General features: G+C 60.7%; 14 protein-coding genes (1 of these 14 only partly in view). 5 read left to right on the top strand and 9 right to left on the bottom strand.

The genetic code is table 11. The features are described 5' to 3' along the window. Positions 1 to 376 precede the first annotated feature (376 nt). The gene (gene katG / locus AC0ZWN_RS19230; protein ID WP_476336139.1) at positions 377 to 2647 is read right to left on the bottom strand and encodes a catalase/peroxidase HPI; all 2271 of its coding nucleotides are present in this window, start codon (positions 2645 to 2647) and stop codon (positions 377 to 379) included. A 284-nt stretch (positions 2648 to 2931) separates the two neighbouring features. Here katG and AC0ZWN_RS19225 point away from each other — a divergent pair, with 284 nt between their 5' ends. Next, complete coding sequence (locus AC0ZWN_RS19225; protein ID WP_476336137.1) at positions 2932 to 3330, top strand: hypothetical protein; 399 nt, start codon at positions 2932 to 2934, stop codon at positions 3328 to 3330. Between the two features lie 45 nt (positions 3331 to 3375). Here AC0ZWN_RS19225 and AC0ZWN_RS19220 read toward each other — a convergent pair whose 3' ends face one another. Next, positions 3376 to 5586, bottom strand: coding sequence for an LTA synthase family protein (locus AC0ZWN_RS19220; protein WP_476336135.1), 2211 nt, complete (start codon positions 5584 to 5586; stop codon positions 3376 to 3378). 420 nt (positions 5587 to 6006) lie between these two features. Between AC0ZWN_RS19220 and AC0ZWN_RS19215 the strand changes: the two genes are divergently transcribed. Continuing rightward, a complete protein-coding gene (locus AC0ZWN_RS19215) occupies positions 6007 to 7023 on the top strand; it encodes an ABC transporter substrate-binding protein (RefSeq protein WP_476336134.1) in 1017 nt (338 codons plus the stop codon). Between the two features lie 33 nt (positions 7024 to 7056). On the opposite strand, the gene AC0ZWN_RS19210 is transcribed toward AC0ZWN_RS19215, so the two are convergent. The 3 genes from AC0ZWN_RS19210 to AC0ZWN_RS19200 form a co-directional block, all read right to left on the bottom strand. Then, entirely contained in the window at positions 7057 to 8598 is a 1542-nt protein-coding gene (locus AC0ZWN_RS19210; RefSeq protein ID WP_093430733.1) for an alkaline phosphatase D family protein, read from the bottom strand. 103 nt (positions 8599 to 8701) lie between these two features. After that, complete coding sequence (locus AC0ZWN_RS19205) at positions 8702 to 8899, bottom strand: helix-turn-helix transcriptional regulator (protein WP_093430734.1); 198 nt, start codon at positions 8897 to 8899, stop codon at positions 8702 to 8704. Next, on the bottom strand, positions 8896 to 9270 hold the full coding sequence (locus AC0ZWN_RS19200) for a hypothetical protein (RefSeq protein ID WP_099756496.1): 375 nt from the start codon (positions 9268 to 9270) through the stop codon (positions 8896 to 8898). The genes AC0ZWN_RS19205 and AC0ZWN_RS19200 overlap by 4 nt, the downstream gene beginning before the upstream one ends. A gap of 221 nt (positions 9271 to 9491) precedes the next feature. On the opposite strand from AC0ZWN_RS19200, the gene AC0ZWN_RS19195 reads away from it, so the two are divergent. Next, positions 9492 to 9989: a cupredoxin domain-containing protein gene (locus AC0ZWN_RS19195; protein WP_257355369.1), complete on the top strand. Its 498-nt coding sequence runs from the start codon at positions 9492 to 9494 to the stop codon at positions 9987 to 9989. An 80-nt stretch (positions 9990 to 10069) separates the two neighbouring features. On the opposite strand, the gene AC0ZWN_RS19190 is transcribed toward AC0ZWN_RS19195, so the two are convergent. From AC0ZWN_RS19190 to AC0ZWN_RS19175, 4 genes are all read right to left on the bottom strand, one after another. Continuing rightward, positions 10070 to 10549, bottom strand: a complete 480-nt coding sequence (locus tag AC0ZWN_RS19190; RefSeq protein ID WP_116254890.1) for a copper chaperone PCu(A)C — start codon at positions 10547 to 10549, stop codon at positions 10070 to 10072. After that, entirely contained in the window at positions 10549 to 11154 is a 606-nt protein-coding gene (locus tag AC0ZWN_RS19185) for an SCO family protein (protein ID WP_007915980.1), read from the bottom strand. Before AC0ZWN_RS19185 ends, AC0ZWN_RS19190 begins: the two co-directional genes overlap by 1 nt. Before the next feature lie 156 nt (positions 11155 to 11310). Beyond that, entirely contained in the window at positions 11311 to 12705 is a 1395-nt protein-coding gene (locus tag AC0ZWN_RS19180) for an efflux transporter outer membrane subunit (RefSeq protein ID WP_476336132.1), read from the bottom strand. A gap of 33 nt (positions 12706 to 12738) precedes the next feature. After that, positions 12739 to 13533 carry a helix-turn-helix transcriptional regulator gene (locus AC0ZWN_RS19175; RefSeq protein WP_476336130.1) on the bottom strand — a complete coding sequence of 265 codons (795 nt, stop codon included), beginning with the start codon at positions 13531 to 13533 and terminating at the stop codon, positions 12739 to 12741. A gap of 486 nt (positions 13534 to 14019) precedes the next feature. Here AC0ZWN_RS19175 and AC0ZWN_RS19170 point away from each other — a divergent pair, with 486 nt between their 5' ends. Together AC0ZWN_RS19170 and AC0ZWN_RS19165 are read left to right on the top strand one after the other, a co-directional pair. Continuing rightward, complete coding sequence (locus AC0ZWN_RS19170) at positions 14020 to 20430, top strand: amino acid adenylation domain-containing protein (protein WP_476336129.1); 6411 nt, start codon at positions 14020 to 14022, stop codon at positions 20428 to 20430. Between the two features lie 258 nt (positions 20431 to 20688). Further along, positions 20689 to 26880: the start of an amino acid adenylation domain-containing protein gene (locus AC0ZWN_RS19165; protein WP_476336127.1), read on the top strand. 6825 nt of this gene lie beyond the right edge of the window; 6192 of the gene's 13017 nt are visible here — the first part of the coding sequence; the start codon lies at positions 20689 to 20691; its stop codon lies off the right edge, out of view.

The raw sequence follows: 26880 nt of genomic DNA, 5'->3' as shown, positions 1-26880 counted from the left end.
CTTGATCATCTTCACGACTTGCAGCTTGAAGCTGTCGTCGAATGCCCTGCGTTTTTTAGTCATGAATAACTCCTCGATAGATGTATTTTCCACCTATCGGGGTGTCCGGGGAAATTAGACCACTGCACCCCTCACCCTAGCCCTCTCCCAGTGGGAGAGGGGACTGACTGAGGTGGATGGTTGAGTTACACCGACCTGAAAGTCCGAGCCGAACTCAGGACTTGAAAAGCACGAAGATCGGCTCCCTTTCCCCCTCGCCCCCCTGGGGGGAGAGGGCTGGGGTGAGGGGGTAGGATTCACGCATCACCACAAACCCCAAGCCGTACACATAAAAAAACGCCGCATTAACCAATGCGGCGTTTTTTTTGACTAAAAGTTACTTCAGGTCGAAACGATCCAGGTTGGTGACCTTCGTCCACGCCGCAACAAAGTCCTTAACAAACTGCTCCTTCGCATCCGAACTGGCATACACCTCAGCCAACGCCCTTAATTGCGCATTGGAACCAAACACCAGATCAACCCGCGTCGCCGTCCACTTCACGCTGCCGGTTTTACGGTCACGCCCCTCGAACTCATCCGCATCCCGTGACGTTGGCTTCCACTCCACCCCCATGTCCAGCAGGTTGGTGAAGAAGTCATTGGTCAGCGCTTCCGTCTGCGAGGTGAACACACCATGCCGGGTTTGTCGGACGTTGGTGTTCAACACCCGCAAACCGCCCAGCAGCACAGTCATCTCCGGTGCGGTAAGCGTCAGCAGTTGCGCCTTGTCAATCAGCAATGCCTCGGCCGAGACGGTGTATTTGCCTTTGCTGTAGTTGCGGAAGCCATCGGCAATCGGTTCAAGGAAACCGAAGGAATCAACATCGGTTTGCTCTTGGGTTGCATCCGTACGCCCCGGTGTGAACGGCACCGTGACCGAGTGGCCAGCGTTTTTCGCTGCTTGCTCGACCCCGGCATTCCCGGCCAATACGATCAGGTCTGCCAGCGAGACTTTCTTGCCAGCAGCGCCGCTGTTGAAGTCGTTCTGAATGCCCTCAAGGGTTTGCAGCACTTTGGTCAGTTGCTCAGGCTGATTGGCCTGCCAGAATTTTTGCGGTGCCAGACGCAGGCGACCACCGTTGGCGCCGCCGCGCTTGTCGGAGCCACGGAACGTCGAGGCAGCGGCCCATGCGGTCGAGACCAGTTGCGACACCGAAAGGCCTGACGCGAGGATTTTGCCTTTCAGCGCAGCCGCGTCTCGTTCGTCGATCAGCGGATGACTGACAGCGGGAATCGGATCCTGCCACATCAGTTCTTCGCTCGGCAGTTCCGGTCCGAGATAGCGCGACAGCGGGCCCATGTCGCGGTGGATCAGTTTGTACCAGGCACGGGCGAAGGCATCGGCCAACTGATCCGGATTGGCGAGGAAGCGCCGGGAGATCTGCTCGTAGGCTGGATCGAAACGCAGCGCCAAGTCAGAGGTGAGCATGGTCGGCGAGAGTTTCTTGTTCGGATCATGGGCGTGGGGAACGGTACCGGCACCGGCGCCGTTTTTCGGAATCCACTGATGCGCACCGGCCGGGCTTTTGGTCAGCTCCCACTCGAAGCCGAACAGGTTTTCCAGGTAGTTGTTGCTCCACTTCGTCGGTGTGGTGGTCCAGGTCACTTCCAGACCGCTGGTAATGGTGTCGCCACCCTTGCCGGTACCGAACGCGTTGCGCCAACCGAGGCCCTGTTCTTCGAGGCCGGCCGCTTCCGGCTCAGGCCCGACGTTATCGGCTGGGCCGGCGCCGTGGGTTTTACCGAAGGCGTGACCGCCAGCGATCAACGCGACGGTTTCTTCATCGTTCATGGCCATACGGCCGAAGGTTTCGCGGATGTCGTGGGCTGAAGCGACCGGATCTGGATTGCCTTCCGGACCTTCGGGGTTCACGTAGATCAGGCCCATTTGCACGGCGGCGAGCGGGTTTTCCAGATTGCGTTCGCCCTGATCGGTGCGGCTCTCTTCTTTGCCATGCAAATCCGGCTCGGCGACCAGCGTACCGTCACCGGGTTCCTGCATGGCGGACTTGTCCTTGCCGTAACGGCTGTCGCCGCCCAGCCATTCGTGCTCCGAACCCCAGTAGACGTCTTCGTCCGGCTCCCACACATCGGGGCGGCCACCGGAGAATCCGAAGGTTTTGAAACCCATGGATTCCAGCGCGACGTTCCCAGTGAGAACGATCAGGTCGGCCCAGGAAATATTGCGGCCATATTTCTGCTTGATCGGCCACAGCAGGCGCCGGGCCTTGTCGAGGCTGACGTTGTCTGGCCAGCTGTTCAGTGGTGCAAAGCGTTGTTGCCCGGAGCCGGCGCCACCACGGCCATCGGCGGTGCGATAGGTGCCGGCGCTATGCCAGGCCATGCGGATGAAGAGGGGGCCGTAGTGGCCAAAGTCGGCTGGCCACCAGTCCTGAGAGTCGGTCATCAGCGCATTGAGGTCTTGTTTCAGCGCCTGGAAGTCCAGGCTTTTGAAGGCTTTGGCGTAGTCGAAATCCTTGCCCAACGGATCGGACTTTGGCGAATGCTGACTGAGGATTTTCAGGTTGAGTTGATTCGGCCACCAGTCACGGTTCGTCGTGCCACCACCGGCGGCGTGGTTGAACGGGCATTTCGATTCGTTTGCCATGTTCGGGTCCTTATCAGGTCTGCTACGGCCGGCTCGTGCCGACTTCGGACTAGTAAGGCTAGACCCGACTTGGAGAGTCAGCTAATAGGCAGGCTATTGGAGGCTGATAGGCAAAGTCTTTTGTAGTAGTGATTGAATTGATTTGAATAATAACGCCCGGCGTTTATTTCAAATAACTCTAAAAAACTGTCAGATATGACAGTGGTGGTCAACTCTTGAGTTGAATAGATTGTCCGTGGCGAGATGAGCAGCCTCCGAAACAATAACTATGGAAGGACTAAATAATGAGCAATGAAAAAGTACGCAAACTCCTGGAAGAAAAAAGCGCCCAAGGGAGATTTACTGCTGCCGTTGAAGGCATCCCTTTTCTTGACAGCGATTTTGTTTATTTCGCTGACTGGGGGAAAAGCTATGCCGTTATCGGCAGTGCTAACAACAAAAACTGGATCACCTTTTCAATCCCCACAGCGTTGGACGGTAACGGGCCTCATCGAGTAAAGCATTACAGTTCAGATGATGCTCTGGCCTGGGAAGTCCTGATTGATAATGTCCCAAATCCTGTCACATCAGGTGTTGTAACTGTCACCTTCAAGGACCAACAGCGAAAAGCCATAGGCGGGCACGTTGATTTGGAATTGGAGGGGGGCAGAAAAGTAACGGGGCAATTTAATATCTCGAACTGATCCCGCTCAGGGACGGGTCTGGTTGATTCGTCCCCATTCTCAGGCTCAGCTCGATTGCGCCGCCTCGTCATCCGGCACGTCATCAAGAATGTCCTCTTGCCCCGGCAATTCCGTGATCACACTGAAATCTGTCACCTCAACCGCGCCCAAGCCATACCCCAGCAAATGGAAAGAAAACGCTTTGCGCTCTTGCGGGTTGTCGAAGCTGAAGTTCATTTCCAGTGGCTGCTCGGCGGTTGCCACCATCTCCTGCGGCAGGCCAATCTGCACGTCCTGTTCAAACTCCTTGGCCTTGAGCTGAATGTACGCCGCTTGTTGCGGATCGACTGAGCGCACGGTCAAACGCACCCGAGTGTGCGAGCCTTTTGGCATCTCCAGGTACTGCGCGCCGATCAGGTTGTCGGCCCAGTCATCTTTGATCTGCGCTTGCAGCGGGATGACGTTGGTGCTGCCGAACTGGTAGCGATGATTGAGCGGCGTACGCAGCAGCGACAGGTCGAGGGCGTTGGCGCGGGCGGCGATCTGCCGGGCCGGATGACCGCTGTAGTTGCCTTTGTACGTGGCGCTTTCAGCGATGAACCCGGCGCTTTCGTAATAGCGGCAGCGGCGCGGCATGTCGCACTCGGAAAAAATCCCCTGACCGTTGTGATAGCGCAGCTTGCCGTTGGTGAACGACATGATTTCACGGCCGCTGTCGTAGTCGCGAAACAGCGAGCGGCCGCTCAGCGCGGAAGGCACCGGCAGGTCGAAGTAGTCGAGGATGGAGGTGCTCAGATCGACGTGGCCATACACGCCTTTGTTGAGCCTTGGCAGTTGTTCATGCTCCGGCGCCAGGGTCAGGTTGAAGCCCCATGAAGAGGCCAGGCGCACGCCGTCAATGCCATGGGATTCGTCCGAAGTGATCACCACCAGCGTGTCTTTCAGGACGCCCTGGCGTTCGAGGCCACTGAGGAATTGCTCCAGCGCATCGTCGAGATAACCGACGGCGGCCTGTTTCGGCGTTTCGTAGCGCTCCAGGTATTCCTCGGGCGCGGAGTAGGGCTGATGGGTGCCGACGGTCAGCAATGTCAGCATCCACGGCTTCTTCTGCTTTTTCAGTTGGCCGACATAATCCAGCGCACCTTCGAAAAACGCCTTGTCATCCTTGCCCCACGGGAACTCCAGATAATTGCTGTTGCTGAACCATTCCAGACCGTGCGTCGCATCGAAACCAATTTGCGGCATGATCTTGTCTTTGGCCATGAAGCGCAGCCCGGCACCTTGCAGATAGTGCGTGCTGAAGCCGTGTTCACGCAGTTGCGCCGGCAGGCAGGCCTGATTGCGCTCGTTGAGGGTGAGCATTTCCACGCCTTTGGGCGTGCCGTTGTTGAGTTTGTCGTAATCGCCGCAGAGCATCGCGTACAGACCGCGAATGGTCTGGTGCGTATGCAGCACGTAGTCCGGGGTGTTCATGCCGCGCTCGGCCCAGCGGCTGAGGTTGGGCATCAGGTCTTCCTGATAATGGCTGCCGATCGCCTCGCGGTTGGCGCGGATGTAAGCCCCGGGAATGCCTTCCAGCGCGATGATCAGCACGTTGCGTGCTTGTCCCGGCGCGGCCAGCAGTTTCTGCCCGTTGAGGTCGACGTCGGTGAGACCAGCCATCGCCGGCGCGGGTTCTTCGACATCGCCGTCCAGCCATTCCTCGGCCTGGATCTGCAGATCGGCGACCTCGCTGGCCAGCAATTGGTGCGGCAGGTTGTACTGGCGCCACGGATCCGCTTCGCTCGGCCACAGGTTCTGCGCGCCCCAGTGGGCGGCGAACAATACCAGCGGCGCGCCCCAGGCTGCGCGTGGCAGGGGCGGACGTGGCAGGTTGCGGTTGGCAAACCGGGTCAGCAGCCAGAACAGCAGGGCCAGTAGCAAAGTGATGCCCAGTGCAGGATGGGCCAGGCCACCACCCGTGGAGTTTTCCACGAACTGCGGATCGATCAGGTAATGAATGTCCGAAGGCGTCGGCAGCCGACCGACCGCGCTGACCAGTTCAGCGGTTGCCACCGCCAGCAATCCCCAGAACAGCAACACCGGCAAGGCCAGCCACCACGCCCGGCGATGCAGCAACACCACCAACAGGCTGCCGATGGCCAGATCCGACAAATAGCCCAGCGGTGCCGACCAACCCAGTGCCGCACGCAGGCACAGCGGCACCACCAGCACCAGAACAATCAGGGAAAAGAGGCGGGCATGCGGCTGCCGCAACCGGTTAAAAAGAGCGCTCACAAAAAAAGACCTTCCAGCCATTAAATCGTCATAAAAGTGTGCGCGATGATACCAAGGGTGAGCTGTCTGATCGCCCTTTTAAACCCTCATCTGATGCGCTGGTGCGGTGGCCTCTGAAGGTGATGGAGTGTCTGCAGGCCTGACCCGCCTTCGCGTGGCACGGCAATCGACGATATTGAGGCTGGTGGATTTATTGTTTCAGGCTGTTTAACCCGTCGAGCCGCCACCGGATTCCAATGTAGGAGTTGCGGCACGCTGCGATCTTTTGATCTTGTTATCGAAACCCGGAATCAAAAGATTGCAGCCTCCTTTCGCTCGACAACCCGTGCTATCGATATGCGATAAAGATATTTAATTTCTATTTTTTATAGCTATAAAGTCAGGCCTTTCAGCACACCACCCCCATGCTGCGAGGTTGTCATGGCCACACCGTTCAAACGTTCTGCACTGACTCTGTTGGCCGCCTCCCTGGCCGCGAGTGCGTTGTTCAGCACCGGCGCCCAGGCCGAAGGCAAGATCAGCATCGCCCAGCAATTCGGCATCGGTTACCTGATTCTCGATGTAGTGCGCGACCAGAATCTCATCGAAAAACACGGCAAGGAGCAGGGCCTCGACATCAAGGTCGACTGGAACAGCATCTCCGGGGCCACCGCGATGAACGAAGCATTACTAACCGGATCCCTCGACGTGGTGTCCGCCGGTGTGCCGCCGATGCTCACCGTGTGGGATCGCACCAAAGGCAAACAGAACGTCAAAGCCATCGCCGCGCTGGGTTCGATGCCCAACTATCTGCTGACCAACAATCCAAACATCAAGACGCTCAAGGACTTCTCCGACAAGGACCGCATTGCCGTGCCGGCCGCCGGTGTCGGTTTCCAGTCACGCACCTTGCAGATCGAAACCGCCAAGGAATTCGGTGACGCGCAGTACAAGAAATTCGATGACATCTCAGTCAGCCTTCCGCATCCCGATGCAACGGCCGCGCTGATCGCCGGCGGCTCTGAGATCAACTCGCACTTCTCCAGCCCGCCGTTCCAGTACCAGGCGTTGCAGAATCCCAACGTGCACAAAGTGCTGAGCTCTTATGATGTGCTCGGCGGTCAGGCGACATTCAACGTGCTGTACACCACGGAAAAATTCCACGACGAAAACCCGAAAACCTATAAGGCGTTCTACGACGCTTTGGCTGAGGCTGAGAAAATCATCAAGGCCGACAAACCGGCGGCGGCTCAGGCTTATATCCGTGTCGAGCAGTCGAAGTTGCCGCTGGCCCTGGTCGAGCAAATCGTCAAAGACCCGGAAATCGACTTCACCGTGGTGCCACAGCGCACCTTTATTTATGCCGAGAAATTGCAGGAACTGGGCGTGCTGAAGAACAAGGCCGACAGCTGGAAGGATTACTTCTTTGAAGAGGCGCATGGTGGGGCCGGTAGCTGAAGAACCCGGCCCGGTGCAGGGGATTTCCGGAACTCAACCGGCAGGCTCGATCAGTCGCGTAATGGGGTGATCGTGCCCCTCGACGTGCCATTTCACCCACAACCGATTGCGCCCGTCGGAACTTTTGTCTGGCTCGATGGACAGCCAGTTACGACTGGCAATCAGGCAATTTCCGTCGTATCCAATGGCTTGCATCTCGGCAGTAAGGTCGGTGTCGATCTTTTCCCGGGTACCGGTGATCGTTTCCAGGCTTCTGATCGTCAGCACAGGCAGAGGAGGATGGACGATGCCGGTTGAAATCAACTGATGGATGACTTCTGCACCATTGTCGATATGCCGGGGGTTGGCCGAACGAATGACGCTGGCGGCCGCTACATGGACATCCCCGGAGACAATGGTGACTTTGCATTTCGCCAACTTGGCGAAATCGAGCAATCCATTGATCAGTTGCTTGCGCTCGTTTTTGTGCGGCTGATGGCGCCAGTGGTCGCGGAAATCATCCTCCGGTCCGATCTCTCCCGGAATCCATCCGATCAGGGCCTCAAGCAGCGCAAGGTTGACGAACGATACTGGAACGCTGGATATGAACAGTAGGTGTGAAGGTTTGCTGGCCGTCAGGCTTTTGATCCAGGTAAACATCTGCGAGATGCTTTTTTGCGACATGATTTGCGTGGGCTGTTTGAGCTGGCCGTTTCTGCCCTTGATGTCGGGTGCACGTTCAGACCTGAGGTCGGGAACGACAATGGCGAGGCCGCCGAGGCCCTCAAAAGCGAAGGTATGCCCCTGGCGAGTGATCGCTCCCGGGCGGCTCTCGGTTTCGTCAACCTGTAATTGGTAGAGACGAAAATAATAGCTGGCAATACGGAACAGCCCTTGGTGTACGGGGCTTTCATGCAGGGCCTGGGGATAGGAACCCCAACCGTCGATGATGTCGTGATCGTCCCACATCATTAGGGTCGGAACGCAACTGAGCATGTTCAGTATCTGTGGTCTGGCCCAGTATCGCGGGTAAACACTGGCGAAAAACTCGTCTGCCTGAACTTCCATTTCTTCAGTCCACAGAGTGTCATCACGATTCCAGGAGAACTGTTTGTACCATTCATTCAAGGGGCCTTGAGTCTGTAACAGTTCATCGCTGTAAATCTGATCGCCTCCCATGACCAACAGATGGTACTCGGCTTGCTTGTGGGTCTGCGCGAGATGACTCCAGCGTTCGGCATAGCGATCTGCCAGCGAATTCAGGTATTTGACGTCCGACACACCGTTGCACGAGGTGTAAGCGATGCGGGGAGCCTGATCCAGAGGCGGGACGTGAAATGAGCCCGACACATCTCCCAAGTCATAGTCGATCTTCAACTGCGTTTTACTTTGCTGGATCTGCATGTCCAGTCGCCAGACGGCCATGCGCGGTTTGATCAAAGGAATCCGGGCAATCCGTTTGATCGTCGGATTGTGTGCCTGCGCGACCTGCGTAGTGGGTGCCGGTGCGTTGAGGTCTTGCACCAGCAGGGCAGATACACAGTATTTCTGATTCTGAATACCGCGAAAGCTCAAAACCGGGCCAAAGGGACTCATGTTGTCGTCCTCGCTGACAATAGAAAAACAGATGCCACGCAATGCCGTGGTGTCTCCGAGCGTAGTCCGTTTTTGCAAGTAGCGAGGACGCGAGGGGAGCGTTTCAGTTCATGCCATCATCAAAAATGCTTTCGATTGATAACTCGAACGCCCGAGCAATCTGAAAGGCCAGTGGCAGGCTCGGGTCGTAGCGTTCGTTTTCAATCGCGTTAATCGTCTGACGCGACACGCTCAGGCGTTCAGCCAGATCGACCTGCGACCATTTGCGCTCGGCGCGCAATTCCTTGAGGCGGTTTTTCATTGGTAGCGGCGTCGCGCAATGTGCAGACCGACAATCCACATCAGCCCCATCACCGGCCACACACACGTCCACGGAATGTGCGGAGCGCCGACGTTTTCCAGAAAACCGTAGCTGAAGGTCAGCAGTGCCGAGGCGGCGAAGGCAAAACCCAACGCCTCAAACTGGATGCGCAGATGCATCTCATCCATACGCCGCATGTTGCGCACGATCGCCCAGCACATCAGTCCCGCCGGAATGATCGGCGTCAGTGCGACGGCCGAGCGCAGCACGATGGGGGCGTCCATCAGGTATTGCGAGGCAATCAATGAGGCTGTCAGCACCAGCATGTAGATGATTAATGCTGCGCCCAATTCGAGGTAGTACCGGTTCATTCTTCACTTCCTATGTAAAAGACCCTTTACATGGTCGCCGAAGATTTATCCGATGTAAAGCACGCTTTCCATCACGCTGGTCGCCTCGAACATGCTGGTGTCGGAGCAGTTGCAGCGTAGGGGCACGCGTTCTGGACAGCGTAATAACCACTCAGTAGCATTCGAACTCAACGGATTATCCCTTCGCACGTCGTCCGACGTGCAACGCTCAAGGAATCGACATGCGCGAGACCCCCAATGACCCACAACGAACCGTCGTGACCTTGGTCAACGGCGAGATTCACCATGAAACCCAGATCAGTTTCAGCTCCATGTCGCTCGTCGATGGCGAAATTCGCGTGCATCGTGCTGAAGGCAATCAGCTAGACATTCCGGTGGCCGGGGCGGACTTCGCTTGGCGCATTGATCTGGATGGGGTGCACAGAGTACCGGTGACGCAGGCAGCGGTTGAACCGGTTGAACCGGTGCGTGCCGATGACAGCTTGAAGTTGTTCACCTCGAAAAACGTGTGGATCACCCTCGGGCTGTGGTTCTTCGTCAGTTCGGTGTTCGGTTGGCTGGGGATTGTGGCGGCAGGCGGATATCTCGGTTACCAGTGGCGTGAGGTGGAAAAGCGCAAGGGACAGTTGGCCAAGGCGCCCGTAGATAAGGCCGTGCCCCGTTCCGGCTCGGGAATGTCACGGGAAAGTGTGCGCAAGGCATTGGCCCGCAGGCGTTAATGCGGCGCCCATCAAAGACAAAAAAAGGGGCGGCCTGATTATCGATCAGGCCGCCCCTTTTTTATTGCCGCTCAGTCAGATCAGTGCATTTTGCTGTGATCGTGACCTTCCATGTTGGTCAGCGCACGAACCGGTGCCTTCACTTCGATGGTTTCTTTTTCGCCCTTGGCGTTTTCCACGGTCAGGGTCAGCGGTACGCTTTCGCCTTCTTTGAGCTGACCGTTCAGGCCCATCAGCATCACGTGATAGCCGTTCGGATCAAGCTTGACGGCTTTGCCGGCCGGCAGCTCGACGAACTTCACCGGGCCCATGCTCATGACGTCGTTCTTCATGGTCATTTCGTGGATCTGCACGTCTTTGGCCGCCGGCGTCGCGACGCTGAGCAACTTGCTGTCGCTGTCGGCGGTGAGGGTCATGAACGCGCCGCTGGCGGACTGGGTCGGCACGGTGGCACGGACCCAGGCTTCGTCGACTTTGGTCTGCGCGGACACCTGGAACGCCAGGCCCAGCAGAGACAGACCGATGACAGCGCGTTTGATGTGGTTCAGAACAGGTTGCATCAGCAAACCTCCATAACAGTAAGCAAATCTTCCGTGCATTGTTCTGCCGAAAGCGAGGTGGACAGACCCAGGCGCAAGCCGCCGTTGGAGTCGTAAACGTAACTGGTGGCAGTGTGCGAGATGGTATAGGTGTCGCCGGCCGGGACTTTCTCGTAGAACACGTCGAATTCCTTGGCGGTGGCCGCGGTTTCCTCGAGTGTGCCGTACAGCGCAACGAACGTCGGGTCGAAGGCTTTCATGTAGGCGTCGAGGATTTCCGGGGTATCGCGCTCGGGATCGAGGGTGATGAAGATCACCTGCAAACGATCGCCATCGGCGCCCATCAGTTTCTTGATTTTCGCCGCGCGGGCGAGGGTGGTCGGGCAGACTGCCGGGCACTGGGTGAAGCCGAAGAAGACCATCGGCATCATGCCGCGAAAGCTCGACAGCGTCATGGTTTCGCCATCGGTGTTCTTCAGTTTGAAGGTGCGCCCCATGATCTTGTTACTCAGATCCTTGCCGTACTTGTACGACAGTTGGCCGCGGGTGTCGCAGCCGGCGAGCAGGCCGAGCCCGAGTACGCCCATTCCCGCAAGCACCTTGCGGCGAGTCAACAAAGCCGTCATCTAATACCGCCTTTTGCAGCCCGTCAGTCAGCAGGACTGGCGGGGGGTTAACCGTAAAAGCGGCGCATGATACCAAACTGCAGGCAGACGCCGGCCACGGATCGCCGCACGGCAGAGGATCGCGCGACAAAAGGTGTAAGAAAAAGTGACTACAGCTTACTGGACGCTTGATTCAGCGGCGCTCCAGCCCCCGCCCAGCGCGGTGTAAAGGTTGACCTCGGCGACCAGTTGCGCGAGGCGATCGGTGATCAGGCCTTGCTGCGAACTGAACAGCGAACGCTGCGCATCGAGGAACGTCAGGCTGCTGTCGACGCCATTCTGATAACGGTTTTGCGCCAGGTTGTAGTAAGTCTGTGTGGCCGCGACCAGATCGCGCTGCGCCTGCAATTGCTGCTGATACGTGCTGCGCGCAGCGAGGCCGTCGGCGACTTCCTGAAATGCGGTTTGAATCGATTTTTCGTATTCGGCCACCGCCACATCTTTCTGCAATTTCGAATAATCCAGGCTGGCGCGCAGGCTGCCGGCGTTAAAAATCGGCAGGCTGATCTGCGGCTGAAAGGTCCAGGCGCCTGAGCCGCCGCCGAACAATCCCGACAAATCGCGGCTCGACGTCCCCGCATTGGCGGTCAGGCTGACACTCGGGAAAAACGCCGCCCGCGCTGCACCGATATTGGCGTTGGCTGCTTTCAGTTTGTACTCCGCCTGAAGGATGTCCGGACGCCGTTGCAGCAGATCCGAGGGCAGGCCGGCGGGCAGTTGCCGTACCAGCTCGCTGGCCAGTGGACGCGCGGGCAGAGAGTTTGGCACCGGCGCGCCGACCAGCAAGGTCAGGCTGTTCAAGTCCTGAGCGACCTGGCGCTGGTAGCGCGCCAGATTGGCCCGAGAGCTGTCGACGCTGGTCTTCGCTTGCGCCTGTTCCAGCGCCGAAGATTTGCCGGCCTCACGGTTGCGGGTGGTCAGGTGCAGGCTCTGTTCATCGGCAGCAAGGGTGTCGCGGGTCAGTTCCAGCAACTCCTGATCGGCGCGCCAGGTCAGGTAGGCGTTGGCGACGTTGGCCACCAGACTCAACTGTGCGCTGCGCCGCGCTTCTTCAGTCGCAAGCCAGGTTTGCAGCGCTTGCTCGCTGAGGCTGCGCACGCGGCCGAAGAAGTCCAGCTCATAAGCGCTTATCCCGAGGTTGACCGAGTACGTCGAATTGATCAGCGCTTTGCCTTGGGTCACGCTCGGCGGCATGCGCTGGCGCAATTCATTGGCATTGGCCGACACCGCCGGCAGCAGGTCGGCGCGCTGAATGCGGTATTGCGCCTGAAAGGCTTCGACGTTGAGTGCCGCCACGCGCAGGTCGCGGTTGTTGACCAGCGCGCTTTCGATCAGTTGTTGCAGCGCCGGATCGGTGAACAGCGTGCGCCAGTCCTCGGCGCTCGTGGCGGGCTGCGTTGCTGTCGGATACTGCGCGGCGGTGGGGGAAGCGGGGCGCTGATACTCGGGAATCAATGAACAACCGCCCATCAGCACCGCGATGGACAGCAGGGAAAGTCGCAACGTCAACATCGAACTGCCTCATGCATTTAGAGAGCTTTGTGCTCAGGCGCCGGCCATCCATTTCGCCAGGCCATGGCGGCCACTCACGCCGAGTTTGGCGGTGGCGCGTTTCAGGTACGTCTCGATCGAGCTGTTTTTGACTCGCAGCTTTTCCGCCATTTGCGGCACGGTGCCGCCGGTCAACAGGCCGAGGCAGACTTCTTTCTCGCGCACCGACAGGGCGATGTCGCTTAATGCCAGGCGCTCATCGAACACCTGCGCCAGCGGCGCCTGATCCAGCTCGGCCAACGGTTGGCGCGGTTGCCGGGCGAGGATTTGCCGACTGATCTGCGCGTGACGTTCGATCAGCGGCAGCAGGGTGTCGGACAGGCTCTTGAGAAACGACAGCTCCGGCAGGGAAAACACCCGTTGGGTATGCGGTCGGTAAAACGAAATCACGCAACGGCGGTTGGACGTACGCGAAACCAGATTGCATTGATGGGCACTGTGTTGCGGATGGCGAGGCTGGAGCGAGGCTTTCAGTTGAATCAGCAGCGAGTCGTTCATCTCGATCATCTTCTGCAACAGCGGATGATCGTCGGGGCTCTCCAGCAGATCGGGCGGGGCACAGGTCTGCGTCAAACCGGCGCTGCCCAACGGCTTGATGTCGACCACGCTGGCCTGACGTTCATCCAGCGTCCACTCACTGAGATCCACGCGGTTGACCGGCACCAAGGTGTCGACCAACTGGAACATGTTCGTGGCGAAGTGATCATCGCCGGTGCTGGCTATCAACTCACCCAGTTGCCAGTAGAAGTGTGGGTTTTCCATATTACGAATGCTGCCGGTCAGATTCATATCCTTCATCCTTGGTTCAGAGCCATCACTGAATCGTCTGCCGTCTCTGTAAAAGCCGCCCACGCAGTCATTTCTCCTTGAACATGATCTGGAGCGGGATTTAAGCCTATGGATTTGTCCTACGTCTGTAGGGGAAAACAGGGACACAAAGTGCCACTATTTCTGAATATTGGCGCCGGGGTTCTGACGCTGTTAAACGCCGGCGTAACGGCGAGAGTGACTGTTCAGTCACGCTCAAGCCCCGGAAAACCTGGCGAAGGGGAATGCTGATCGGCAGCACTCGGGTAAATGGCGGCGCTGCTATGTGGTTTTTTTCCTACAAGCTTTTCAGTGTTTCCTCTCCGAACTTTTCGACAGTGCCTACGGTAAACACGCCCGCAAGGTCAGACAGGCGCGAACGAGCCTGGTGGTTGTCCGGGTTTCAGGTGTCATGTCGGCGCCGGGGCCGATGCTTGAATACCGGCAAAATTTCATGAGATGGATCTTATGCAGCCTACTTCTGCCAACGTGGCGGACGATGTGTCCGTGCCTGTCGAGACATTTGCGCTGACTGCCGCCCAACGGGATATCTGGCTGGACCAACTGAGCCGCGGCGATTCGCCGCTGTACAACATTGGCGGTTACGTGGAGCTGAGCGGGCCGCTGGATCCGGCATTGCTGCAGTCGGCGCTTGAGTCTCTGGTGGCAGCGAATGATGCCTTGCGCATTGTGCTGCTCGCGGACGTGGGGCACGACGGACTGCCGTTGCAAGGGTTTGCGCCGGCACTGCCGGTGGCCATGCCGCTGTTTGATCTCAGCGGCCAAGCCGATCCGCAGTCGGCGGCCCGGGCGCTGGTTGAAGCACAGATGGCGCAGGCTTTCGTGTTGAGCGGGCAGGCGTTGTTCCGCTTCAGTCTGATTCGCCTCGATCGCCATCGTCACTGGCTGGCAGCCCAGGCCCATCACTTGATCATTGATGGCTGGGCTTTCGCGCTGCTGTTCAAGTCGGTGGGCGAGATCTACAGCGCGTTGTGCCGTGGCGAGCATCCGCGCAGGGCGGCACCGTCCTATGTCGGCTTTATCGAAGAAGACGCGCGCTACCATCAGTCACCTCGCTATGAGCGCGATCAACGTTACTGGCTGGACAAGTACCGTAGCTTGCCCGAGCCCTTGTTGACGCCCCGTCATCGCGAATTCCTTGATGTTGAAGCAGCGCCAAGTCGCATCCACGTCGAGGCTTTTCCAGCCGTGCTGCACGAGCGCATGAAAGACACTGCGCGGCACCTCGGTGGCTCGGCCTTTCATGTATTGCTGGCGGCGTTGCACGTGTATTTCAGTCGCACCGCGCAACGTGATGAGTGGGTGGTCGGTCTGCCGATTCTCAATCGCTCCGGTGCCCGCTTCAAAAGCACCTTGGGCTTGTTCACCCAGGTCAGTGCAATGCGCATGGGCTTCGGTCGAACGTTGTCATTCGCTGAATTGATCAAGGCGATCGGCGATAGCCTGAAGCAGGATTTCCGCCATCAACGCTACCCGCTGAGCGAGATGAACCGCGCGTTGGGGCTGTTGCGTGAAGACCGTGCGCAACTGTTCGAGTTGTCGCTGTCCTACGAGCAGGACGACCACGACTACCGTTACGGTGAGGCGTCGGGACACTCGGTCAAGGTCTCTAATCAGCACGAGGCGACTCCGCTGGCCATTCACCTGCGCAGCAACCGTTACACCGACAAAGCCTGGCTGCATCTGGTGTACTCGCCAGCCTATTTCACGGCTGACGAGATCGCGGCGTTGACCGAGCGCTTGCTGCTGATTCTGCAGCAAGGTCTGGAATGCCCGGCGCTGGCGATCGCCGATTTCAACCTCAATAGCCCGGCAGAATTGGCCCTGTTCAATGAGTGGAACGACACCCGGGTCAGTTATCCGCAAGGCCGACTGATTCATCAGCGCTTCGAATCGCGAGTGGCCGAAGAGCCGGACGCTGTGGTCGCGACGTATCAGGGGCGAACCCTGAGTTATGCCGAGCTGAATCGGCAAGCCAATGCGTTGGCCCACCATCTGATCGGCCTCGGCGTGTGCCCTGACGATCGTGTGGCAATCGTTGCCCGCCGTGGCCTGGACACGCTGGCCGGGTTGCTGGCGATTCTCAAGGCTGGCGCTGCTTATGTGCCGATTGATCCGGCGCATCCGCCCGAGCGCCTGAGTTATCTGCTCAGCGACAGTGCGCCGGTGGCGCTGCTGACGCAAAGCGATCTGCGTGAGCGTCTGCCCGCCACAACGCTGCCAGTGATCGAGCTGGATCGGCGCCAGTGGCCGCTCGAAAACTTGACCGATCCCGACGTGGCGGGGTTGAACACCCGCCACCTCGCCTATGTGATTTACACCTCCGGCTCCACCGGGTTGCCCAAAGGCGTGATGGTCGAGCACCGCACGCTGGGCAATCTGGCCGACTGGCACTGCGCGGCGTTTGGACTTGGCCCCGGGCAGCACACCTCAAGCCTGGCCGGCTTCGGTTTTGACGCGATGGCCTGGGAGGTGTGGCCGGCGCTGTGTGCCGGGGCAACGCTGCATTTTGCGCCCGCGAGCGACGGCAGCGAAGACATCGATACGCTGCTCGCCTGGTGGCGGGCGCAGCCGCTGGACGTCAGCTTTCTGCCGACGCCGATTGCCGAATACGCCTTCAGCCAACAACTCGATCATCCGACCTTGCGCACCTTGCTGATTGGCGGCGATCGTCTGCGCCAGTTCAGCCGAGCGCAAGGTTTTGCGGTGGTCAACAACTACGGCCCGACAGAAGCCACGGTGGTCGCCACCTCGGGGCTGATCAGCCCGGGGCAGGCGTTGCACATCGGCAAACCCGTGAGCAATGCCACGGCTTATCTGCTCGATGATCAGCAGCGTCCGGTGCCGATCGGCATCATTGGCGAGCTGTATGTTGGCGGCGCCGGGGTTGCCCGGGGTTATCTGAACCGTCCGGACCTGACGGCCGAACGCTTTCTCGACGACCCGTTCAGTGCGCAGCCTGATGCGCGCATGTACCGCACCGGCGACCTCGCGCGGTGGCGCGCCGACGGCAATCTTGAGTACATCGGTCGCAACGATGACCAGGTGAAAGTTCGTGGGGTGCGTGTCGAGCTCGGCGAGATCGAAGCCGCACTGGCCAGCCATGACGCGGTGCAGGAAGCCGTGGTGCTGGTGCGCGACGGTCAACTGTTGGCATGGTTCACCGAGCGTGAAGCGCTGGACATCCTGCAACTGCACGCGCACCTGACATCGCGCTTGCCGGCCACGATGCTGCCGGCCGCTTACATGCGCCTGGCGAGTTTGCCGCTGACCGCCAACGGCAAGCTCGATCGCCAGGCGTTGCCGGCACCGGGGCCGGACGCGCTGATCCGCCGTCAATACGAGGCGCCACAAGGTGACGTCGAAATCGCTCTCGCCCAGATCTGGGCCGAGGTCTTGCAAGTCGACCGGGTAGGGCGTCACGACCATTTCTTCGAGCTGGGCGGCCACTCCTTGTTGGCCGTGGGCCTGATCGAACGCATGCGCCAGATTGGCATGAGCAGCGATGTTCGCGTGCTGTTCAACCAACCGACACTGGCGGCGTTAGCGGCGGCAGAGGGCAGCGGCCGCGAAGTCGAGGTGCCGGCTAACCGCATTGCGCCCGATTGCACGTACATCACGCCGGACCTGTTGCCATTGGTTGAACTGGATCAGGCGATGATCGAGCGTATCGTCGCGACCGTGCCGGGCGGTGCCGCCAATGTGCAGGATATCTACCCGTTGGCCCCGTTGCAGGAAGGCATTCTCTATCACCACATCACCGCTGCGCAGGGCGATCCGTATTTGCTGCAATCGCTGCTGGCGTTCGACAGCCTCGAGCGGGTCGAGGCCTTTGCCGCTGCGCTGCGTCAGGTCATGGCGCGGCACGACATTCTGCGTACGGCGGTGGTTTGGGAAGGGCTGACGTCGCCGGTTCAGGTCGTTTGGCGCGAGGCGATTTTGCCGGTGCAGGAGGTTGAATTTGATCCTGCCCGTGGCGCGATCATCGATCAATTGCACGAGCGTTTCGACGCGCGGCGTTATCGCCTCGATGTCAGTCAGGCGCCGCTGCTGCGCCTGATGTATGCCCGTGATCCCGCGCACAATCGGGTGGTCGGCATCTTGTTGTTCCATCACCTGGCGATGGATCACATTGCGCTGGAGGCGATGCGCGAAGAAATCCACGCCAGCCTGTCCGGGCACGGCGAACCGCTGGCAGCACCGGTGCCGTACCGCAACTATGTGGCGCAGACGCGCCTGGGTGTCAGCGAGCAGGAGCATGAAGCGTTCTTTCGGCAGATGCTCGGCGACATCGACGAGCCGACCTTGCCGTTCGCTTTGCTGAACGTGCAGGGCGACGGCAGCAACATCGAAGAAGCCGAGCAGGCGCTGGCCAGCGCTCTCTATCAGCGCCTGCAGCAGCAGGCGCGCCTGGCGGGCGTGAGCATCGCCAGCCTGATCCACCTCGCCTGGGCGCAAGTATTGGCGGCGACCTCCGCGCAGCAAAGTGTCGTATTTGGCACGGTGTTGATGGGCCGCATGCAGGGTGGCGCGGGTGCCGATCGGGCGCTCGGGGTGTTCATCAACACCTTGCCGCTGCGGGTCGATGTCGGCGAGGGTGCGGGCGCAGCGCTGAAGTCCACCCATGCGCGCCTGAGCGCGTTGCTTGCCCATGAACACGCTTCGTTGGCGCTGGCCCAGCGTTGCAGCGGCGTTGCTGCGCCGGCACCGCTGTTCAGCGCCTTGCTCAACTATCGGCACAGCGATGATGTCGAGCAAAAAACCTCGCGGCAAACCTGGCAGGGCATCGAGACCCTGGCTAACGAGGAGCGGACCAATTACCCGTTTACCCTGAGTGTCGATGACCTCGGCACAGGCTTGCGCTTGACCACCCGCACCCTGTCGAGCATCGGCGCACAGCGGATTTGCAGTTATGTGCAGTCAGCGCTGAGCGTGTTGGTCGAAGCGCTGGAGAACACGCCGCAGCGGCCGCTGAATAGCCTGCCGTTGTTACCGCAGGAAGAACTGCAACGGCTGCTGATCGAGTTCAACGATACGGCAGTCGACTGCCCGCTGGATCAGCCACTTCAGGCGCTGTTTGAACAACAGGTGCAGCGCAAGCCGGATGCCATCGCCGTGCAGTTCGCCGAGCAACGCCTGAGCTATCGCGAGTTGAACGAGCAGGCCAACCGCCTGGCCCATTATCTGCGCGGGCTCGGCGTGCAACCGGATTCGCGGGTCGCGATCTGCGTCGAGCGCGGGCCTGAACTGGTGATCGGTCTGTTGGGCATTCTCAAGGCCGGCGGTGCTTATGTGCCGCTCGATCCGGATTATCCGCAGCAACGGCTCAACTACATGTTGCAGGACAGCGCTCCGGTCGCGCTGCTGGTGCATGCCGCAACGCGTGATTTGCTCGGCGAACCCGGCGTGCCACTGATCGATCTCGATCTCGGTGTATGGCGGGACCAACCGCACGAGAATCCGCAGGTGCCCGGTCTCGGCGCGGCGAATCTGGCCTACATGATCTACACCTCCGGCTCCACCGGCACGCCGAAAGGCGTGATGATCGAGCACCGCAGCGCCTGCAACATGGTGCATTGGGGTTCGCAGTTGTCGCCGCCGACTGAACACGGGGCGTTGCTGCAAAAGGCCCCGTACAGTTTCGACAGTTCGGTGTGGGAGATCTTCTGGCCACTGTGCTCGGGCATGCGCCTGGTCCTGGCGCGAGCCGATGGCAATCGCGATTCGGCTTATGTCACGCAAGTGATTCGTGAGCAGAACATCACCGTGGTCAAGTTCGTGCCGGCCTTGTTGCAGCAGTTCCTCGAACAGGACGATGTCAGCCAGTGCACCAGCCTGACCGATGTGCTTAACGGTGGCGGCGAGTTGACCGTCGCGCTGGCCCGGCAAGTGCGCGAGTGCCTGCCGTGGGTGCGCCTGCACAACGTCTACGGGCCGACCGAAACCACGGTCGACAGCAGTGGCTGGACGCTGCAACCCGGCGAGCCGGTGCCTCAGACACTGGTGCCGATCGGCAAGGCCCTGAGCAACACGCGGCTGTACGTCCTTGATGCCTTTGATCAGCCAGTGCCGTCAGGCGTCAGTGGGCATTTGCACATTGGCGGGGTGGGCGTGGCGCGGGGCTATCTGGGACTGCCGCAATTGCAGGCCGAACGCTTTATCGACAGTCCGTTCGTGCCTGGTGATCGCTTGTATCGCACCGGTGATCTGGTGCGTTATGGCGCCGATGGCAACCTCGAATTCCTCGGTCGTAACGACTTTCAGGTCAAGCTGCGCGGGGTGCGTCTTGAGCTGGGCGAGATTGAAGCCCGCCTGCTGGAACACCCGGCCATTCGCGAGGCGGTGGTGCTGGTACGCGATGAGCGGCTGGTGGCTTATTACACCCTGCGCGCCGAACTGGCTGCACCGACGCTGGAAGCATTGCGAGCGCATGTGTTGGTGCAGTTGCCGGAGTTCATGGTGCCTGGCGCCTACGTGAGGTTGGCGGCGTTGCCCTTGACGCCAAACGACAAAATCGACCGCAAGGCGTTGCCGGAACCGGGGGCGGAGGCGCTGCTCAGCCGTCCTTACGAGGCCCCCGCAGGCGACGTGGAAACCGCGTTGGCGCAGATCTGGGCGCAGGTGCTCAAGGTCGAGCGGGTGGGCCGGCACGACAACTTCTTCGAGCTGGGCGGGCATTCGTTGCTGGCGGTCAGTCTGGTCGCGCGCATGCGTCTGGCCGGTCTGCATGTCGACGCGCGCACGCTGTTCAGCCAGCCGACACTGGCCGCGCTGGCGACACAGACCTCGCGGCAGGCCAAGCAAGTCGAAATCGCCCAGACCACCATCCCGAGCCTCAACCGCAGACGCCGGCTCTGACGGGCCGGACACAAAACCTGTGGGAGCGAGCTTGCTCGCGAAAGCGCTGGTTCAGTCAATGTTGCTGGTGACTGATACACCGCCTTCGCGAGCAGGCTCGCTCCCACAGGGGACTTGCGGTGCTCGCGCCGGCGGCTTGTCCCCGCTTCCCATGTCAGACACCCACGCCCCGATGTTTTAGTTTTTCCAGGCTGCGCGCCGCCTGCATGGACTCGCTGCTGCGCGCTCATTTTTTTCGAATTTACAGCAGGTTACCTCATGCATTTCAGCGAACTGATGGCTGCCATTTCCACCCGTGCGATCCGCCTTCAACAGGAAGATGAAGACCTGGTCATTCTGGGCAGCGACGACGCGCTGGATGACGCGTTGTGGGACAGCCTCGCGGCGCACAAGGTGCAACTGCTGGAGCTGGTCGCCCAACACGGCGGCGACTGGCTGAGCCCGGCCTTTCGCATCACCCCGGACATGCTGCCGCTGGTGGATCTGCAACAGGATGCCCTCGACCGCATCGTCGCCACGGTGCCGGGCGGCGCCGCCAACGTGCAGGACATCTATCCGTTGTCCGCGTTGCAGGAAGGCATGCTCTATCACCACCTCTCGGCCGCTGCCGGTGACCCTTACATCTCGCAGGCGCGCTTCGTATTCGACAGCCAGGAACGGCTGGACGCTTTCGCCGACGCGCTGCGCTGGGTGGTAAACCGTCACGATATCCTGCGCACCTCGTTCGTCTGGGAATACCTCGACGAAGCGCTGCAAGTGGTCTGGCGCGAGGCGCCGCTGGTGTGTGAGGAAGTCCCCGTCGACAGTGGCGCCGACGTGCTCACGCAACTGCTCGCACGCCACGACCCGCAGCACTTCCGTCTCGATATGCAGCAAGCGCCTTTGCTGCGTCTGGTGTATGCGCAGGATCCCGCGCAGGGCCGCGTGGTCGCGCTGTTGCTGTTTCATCACATGATCATGGATCACGTGGCGCTGGATGTGCTGCGTCGGGAAATCCAGGCCTGTCTGCTCGGGCAGACCGCGCAAGTGCCTGCCGCTGTGCCGTATCGCGATCACTTGGCCAGGGCACGCAATGCCGGCAATGAGCAGGCACAGGAAGCGTTTTTCCGCGACATGCTCGCGGATATCGACGAGCCGACACTGCCCTGTGGTTTGCAGGATGTGCAGGGCGATGGCCACGCCATCGAGGAAGCCTCGCTGATGCTCGACAGCCGCTTGAGCCGGCAGTTGCGCGAGCAGGCGCGGCAGCTCGGCGTCAGCGTCGCGAGCCTGACGCATCTGGCGCTGGCGCGGGTGCTCGGGCAATTGTCCGGGCGCACGGCGGTGGTGTTCGGCACCGTGCTGCTGGGGCGGATGGACGCGGGCGAGGGCGGTGAGCAGGCGTTGGGCATGTTCATCAATACCTTGCCGCTGCGCGTTGATGTTGGCGAGCAAAGCGTGCGCGCCGGCGTGCTGGCGACCCATCGGCGCCTGACCGCGCTGCTGGCGCACGAGCAGGCTTCGCTAGCCCTGGCGCAACGCTGCAGCGCCGTTGCGGTGCCGACGCCGCTGTTCAGCGCGATTCTCAACTACCGACACAGCAGCGTTGAGGAAGTGGCGGAGGTGATCGACATTGCCCCCGGTGTGCAGGTGTTGGGTGCCCGTGAGCGCACCAACTATCCGCTGACCATCAACATCGATGACCTCGGCGCCGACTTGCGCATCACCGCGCTGGCGGATGCAGCGCTGGGGGCCGAGCGCATGGCCGCGTACCTGAACACGGCGCTGGAGAGTCTGCTCGCAGCCTTGCAAACCAGCGCCGATGTGGCGCTGCAAACGCTGCGCATCCTCCCGGCCAGCGAACGCGAACACTTGCTGTACGGCGTCAATTCGCCGCTGGCACAGTTCCCGGAAACCCTGTTGATTCATCAGCAATTCGAAACCCATGCCCAGGCCCAGCCTGAGGCCACGGCGCTGATATTCGACGGACAAACCCTCAGTTACGGCGAACTCAACCGCCGTGCCAACCAGGTGGCGCATCATCTGCTGGCCCTGAACATTCGTCCCGACGACCGCGTGGCGATCTGCGTCGAGCGTGGCGCGCCAATGATCATCGGCCTGCTTGGTGTGCTCAAGGCCGGCGCCGGTTACGTGCCGATCGATCCGGCCTATCCGCTCGACAGAATCAGCTTCACCTTGCAGGACAGCGCCCCGGCAGCGGTGCTGATGCAGGCGGCGACGCGCGAGCGCGTGGCCGCTCTCGAAGTGCCGCAGGTCGACCTCGACAGCGCTCACCTCAAGGCCGAACTCGACAGCAACCCGCAGATCCCCGAGCTGACCCCGGCGCATCTGGCTTACGTGATCTACACCTCCGGTTCCACCGGTTTACCCAAAGGCGTGATGGTCGAGCACCGCAACGTCGCGCGGCTGTTTTCCGCCACCCACGATTGGTTCCAGTTCAACCCGCAAGACATCGGGGTGTTGTTCCATTCCTTCGCGTTCGACTTCTCGGTCTGGGAAATCTGGGCCGCGCTGGCGTTCGGCGGGCAACTGCTGCTGATCCCGCAAGCCGTCAGCCGTTCGCCGGACGACTGCTATGCATTGCTCTGCCAGACCGGCGTGACAGTACTCAACCAGACGCCGAGCGCCTTCCGCCAACTGATCGCCGCGCAGGGCCGCAGTCAGCTGCAACACTCGTTGCGGGAGGTGGTGTTCGGCGGCGAAGCGCTGGAGCCGGGCTTGCTCAAGCCGTGGTATGCGCGGGTCGGCAATGCCGGCACGCGGCTGGTGAACATGTACGGCATCACCGAAACCACCGTGCACGTGACCTATCGACCGCTGCAAGCCGCCGACGCGCAGTTGCTCGGCGTCAGCCCGATTGGCGTGCGCATTCCCGATTTGCAACTGTATATCCTCGATGCTCAGCGCGAACCGGTACCGGTCGGCGTGATTGGCGAGTTGTACGTCGGCGGGGCCGGGGTGGCGCGCGGTTATCTGAATCGTGAAGCATTGACTGCCGAGCGTTTTATCAATGATCCGTTCACTGAAAATGTCGATGCGCGGCTGTACAAAACCGGCGACCTCGCGCGCTGGGCCGCCGACGGCAGCCTCGAATATCTCGGTCGCAATGACGATCAAGTAAAAATTCGCGGCTTCCGCATTGAATTGGGCGAGATCGAGGCGCGGCTAAGCGCTTGCGAAGGTGTGCGCGAAGCCGTGTTGATCGCCCGTGAGGACAGCCCCGGCGATCAGCGTCTGGTCGCCTACTGGCTGGCCGATGAAGGTGCGGCGCCGGATGTGGCGCAATTGCGTGATCATCTGTTGGCGGGGTTGGCTGACTACATGGTGCCGAGCGCCTTCGTGCGCCTGGAAGCCTTCCCGCTGACCACCAACGGCAAGCTCGACCGCAAAGCCTTGCCGGCACCGGACAGCGATGCATTCGCGCGGCGCGGTTTCGAAGCGCCGGTCGGAGCGGTAGAGAATCTGATCGCTGGTCTCTGGCAGACATTGCTTGGTGTCGAGCAGGTCGGCCGCCATGACAATTTCTTCGAGCTCGGCGGTCATTCGCTGCTGGCAGTGAAGCTGATCGAACGCATGCGCCAACAGGATCTGCACTGTGACGTGCGCGTGCTGTTCGGTCAGCCGAGTGTGGCCGCGCTGGCGGCGACCTTGAGCAGCGAACGCGGCATCGTCGTTCCCGACAACCTGATCAAGCCAGGTTGTACGCGCATCACCCCGGCCATGTTGCCGCTGAGCAATCTCGATCAAGCCGCGATCGACCGTGTCGTTGCAACCGTGCCGGGCGACATCGCCAATGTGCAGGATATCTACGGCCTGGCGCCGTTGCAGGCGGGAATTCTCTATCACCATCTGGCCACCGCTGCCGGTGATCCGTATGTGTTGCAGGCGCAATTTGCCTTCGACGGTCTGGCGCAGATCAAAACCTTCGTTCGCGCCTTGAACGGCGTGATCGCGCGCCATGACATTCTGCGCACCGGCATCGTCTGGGAAGGGCTTGAAGAGGCGGTGCAAGTGGTCTGGCGCGAGGCGCCACTGGCGCTGGAACGCGTCGATGCCGACGAACTCGACGGCGACGTGCTCGAGCAAATGCAGGCGCGTTTCGATCCACGCCACTATCGTCTGGACCTCAATCGCGCGCCGCTGATGCGTTTTGTCTACACCGAAGATCAGCCGCACAAGCGCTGGATCGGCATTCTCCTGATGCACCATATCGTCCTCGACCACACCGCACTGGACGTGCTGGTCGCGGAAATGAATGACGTCATGCTTGGTCGCAGCGAGGATCTGCCGCCGCCGGTGCAATACCGCCACTTTGTCGCCCAGGCGCGGCTCGGCGTTGATGATCAGGCCCATGAGGCGTTCTTCCGCGAGATGCTTGGCGATATCGACGAGCCGACCGTGGCCTTCGGTCTGCAGAACGTGCACGGCGACGGCAGCGACATTCTCGACAGTCATTCCGAGCTCGATGCCGACCTCGGTAAACGTCTGCGTGAGCAGGCGCGGCGGCTCGGTGTCAGTGTGGCCAGTTTGGTGCATCAGGCCTGGGCTCAGGTGTTGGCGCAGGTGTCCGGCCATCAGGACGTGGTGTTCGGCACGGTATTGCTCGGGCGCATGCAGGGCGGCGAAGGTGCAGATCGGGCGTTGGGCATGTTCATCAACACCTTGCCGCTGCGCGTCAGCGTCGGGGCTGATTCGGTGGAGAGCGGGGTGCGGGGAACCCATGCGCGTCTGGCGCAATTGCTCGGCCATGAGCAAGCCTCGCTGGCACTGGCCCAGCGTTGCAGTGGTGTCGGCGGTGCGCAGGCGCTGTTCAGCACTTTGCTCAATTACCGCCACAGCGCGCCCGAGTCGGCCGCTGTAGCGTGGGACGGCGTGCAGATTCTCAGCTCCCGCGAGCGCAGCAATTATCCGTTGGTGGTCAGCGTCGACGACCTCGGCGAAGGCTTTCGCGTGAGCGTGCAAGCTGTGCCACAGGTGGACGGCGCGCGGGTCTGCGATTTCTTGCAAACCGCGTTGCACAGTCTGGTCACGGCACTGGAGTACACGCCGCAGGCACCGTTGCAGCAACTGTCGATCGTGTCGCCGAGTGAGCGGCAGCGCGTGCTGGTCGGCTTCAACATCAGCGGTCGTGAATTCCCGCCGGCGCAGACCGTGCCGCGCCTGTTCGAAGCGCAAGTGGCGGCACATCCCGAAGCGCTGGCGGTGGTGCAGGGCGAGCAACGGCTCAGCTACCGTGAACTGAATCAGCGCGCCAATCGTCTCGCTCATCACTTGATCGGCCTCGGCGTGCATGTCGATGACCGTGTTGCGCTGTGCCTGCGTCGCGGGCCGGACATGCTCGTCGCGCTGCTGGCGATTCTCAAGGCCGGCGCCGGTTACGTGCCGATCGATGCGGATTACCCGGCAGAGCGCATCGCCTACCTGTTGCAGGACAGCGACCCGATCGCGGTGCTGGCGCAGGCGTCGACGCGTAACCTGCTTGGCGCTGTCCCCGTGATCGATCTGGACGCCACCGACTGGCAGCACTTGCCTGACACCAGCCCAGTGCTGTCGAGGTTGACCCCGGCGAATCTGGCCTACGTGATCTACACCTCCGGTTCCACCGGACAGCCGAAAGGCGTGATGGTCGAGCACCGCACCCTGGAAAACCTCGTGCACTGGCACGCCGAAGCCTTCGATCTGCATGCCGGCAGCCACACCGCCAGCGTCGCCGGTTGCGGTTTCGATGCCATGGCCTGGGAAGTCTGGCCGGCGTTGTGCGTTGGCGCGACCGTGCATCTGCCACCGTCTTCGATCAAAAACGAACATCTTGATGAACTGCTCGAATGGTGGCGCGCGCAGCCGTTGCAGGTGAGTTTTCTACCGACTCCGGTGGCCGAATACGCCTTCAGTCGCGGGCTGGGCCATCCGACCCTGCGCACGCTGCTGATCGGTGGCGACAAGTTGCGCCAGTTCCCGCGTGATCAGACATTTGCCGTGATCAATAACTATGGCCCGACCGAAGCCACGGTGGTGGCGACGTCCGGGCGCGTCGAACCCGGGCGGGTTTTGCACATAGGCCGGCCGATTGCCAATGCCAAAGTCTATTTGCTGGACCGTCAGCAACAACCAGTGCCGACCGGTGTGCAAGGCGAGTTGTATGTCGGCGGCGCCGGGGTTGCGCGCGGCTATCTGAATCGTCCGGAACTGACCTCAGCACAATTCCTTGACGACCCGTTCAGCGATGAACCGCATGCGCGGATGTACCGCACCGGCGACCTCGCGCGCTGGCTGGCGGACGGCAATATCGAATACCTGGGGCGTAACGATGATCAAGTCAAACTGCGCGGCGTGCGCATTGAACCCGGCGAAATCGAAGCGGCGCTGAGCGCTCACGCCGCGGTGCGCGAATGCGTGGTGCTGGTGCGCGACGGCCGTCTGGTCGCCTGGTTTACCGCCATCGAGTCTGTC

It is taken from the genome of Pseudomonas sp. 3B-A001-10F (genome assembly GCF_056313565.1).
This window is presented reverse-complemented; position numbering and strand designations above follow the sequence as displayed.

Coding starts and splice junctions, on each gene's coding strand:
- AC0ZWN_RS19180 (WP_476336132.1), bottom strand. CDS start 12,705: ATGTTGACGTTGCGACTTTCCCTGCTGTCCATCGCGGTGCTGATGGGC.
- AC0ZWN_RS19175 (WP_476336130.1), bottom strand. CDS start 13,533: ATGAATCTGACCGGCAGCATTCGTAATATGGAAAACCCACACTTCTAC.
- AC0ZWN_RS19185 (WP_007915980.1), bottom strand. CDS start 11,154: ATGACGGCTTTGTTGACTCGCCGCAAGGTGCTTGCGGGAATGGGCGTA.
- AC0ZWN_RS19200 (WP_099756496.1), bottom strand. CDS start 9,270: ATGAACCGGTACTACCTCGAATTGGGCGCAGCATTAATCATCTACATG.
- AC0ZWN_RS19205 (WP_093430734.1), bottom strand. CDS start 8,899: ATGAAAAACCGCCTCAAGGAATTGCGCGCCGAGCGCAAATGGTCGCAG.
- AC0ZWN_RS19225 (WP_476336137.1), top strand. CDS start 2,932: ATGAGCAATGAAAAAGTACGCAAACTCCTGGAAGAAAAAAGCGCCCAA.
- AC0ZWN_RS19170 (WP_476336129.1), top strand. CDS start 14,020: ATGCAGCCTACTTCTGCCAACGTGGCGGACGATGTGTCCGTGCCTGTC.
- AC0ZWN_RS19190 (WP_116254890.1), bottom strand. CDS start 10,549: ATGCAACCTGTTCTGAACCACATCAAACGCGCTGTCATCGGTCTGTCT.
- AC0ZWN_RS19195 (WP_257355369.1), top strand. CDS start 9,492: ATGCGCGAGACCCCCAATGACCCACAACGAACCGTCGTGACCTTGGTC.
- AC0ZWN_RS19210 (WP_093430733.1), bottom strand. CDS start 8,598: ATGAGTCCCTTTGGCCCGGTTTTGAGCTTTCGCGGTATTCAGAATCAG.
- AC0ZWN_RS19215 (WP_476336134.1), top strand. CDS start 6,007: ATGGCCACACCGTTCAAACGTTCTGCACTGACTCTGTTGGCCGCCTCC.
- katG (WP_476336139.1), bottom strand. CDS start 2,647: ATGGCAAACGAATCGAAATGCCCGTTCAACCACGCCGCCGGTGGTGGC.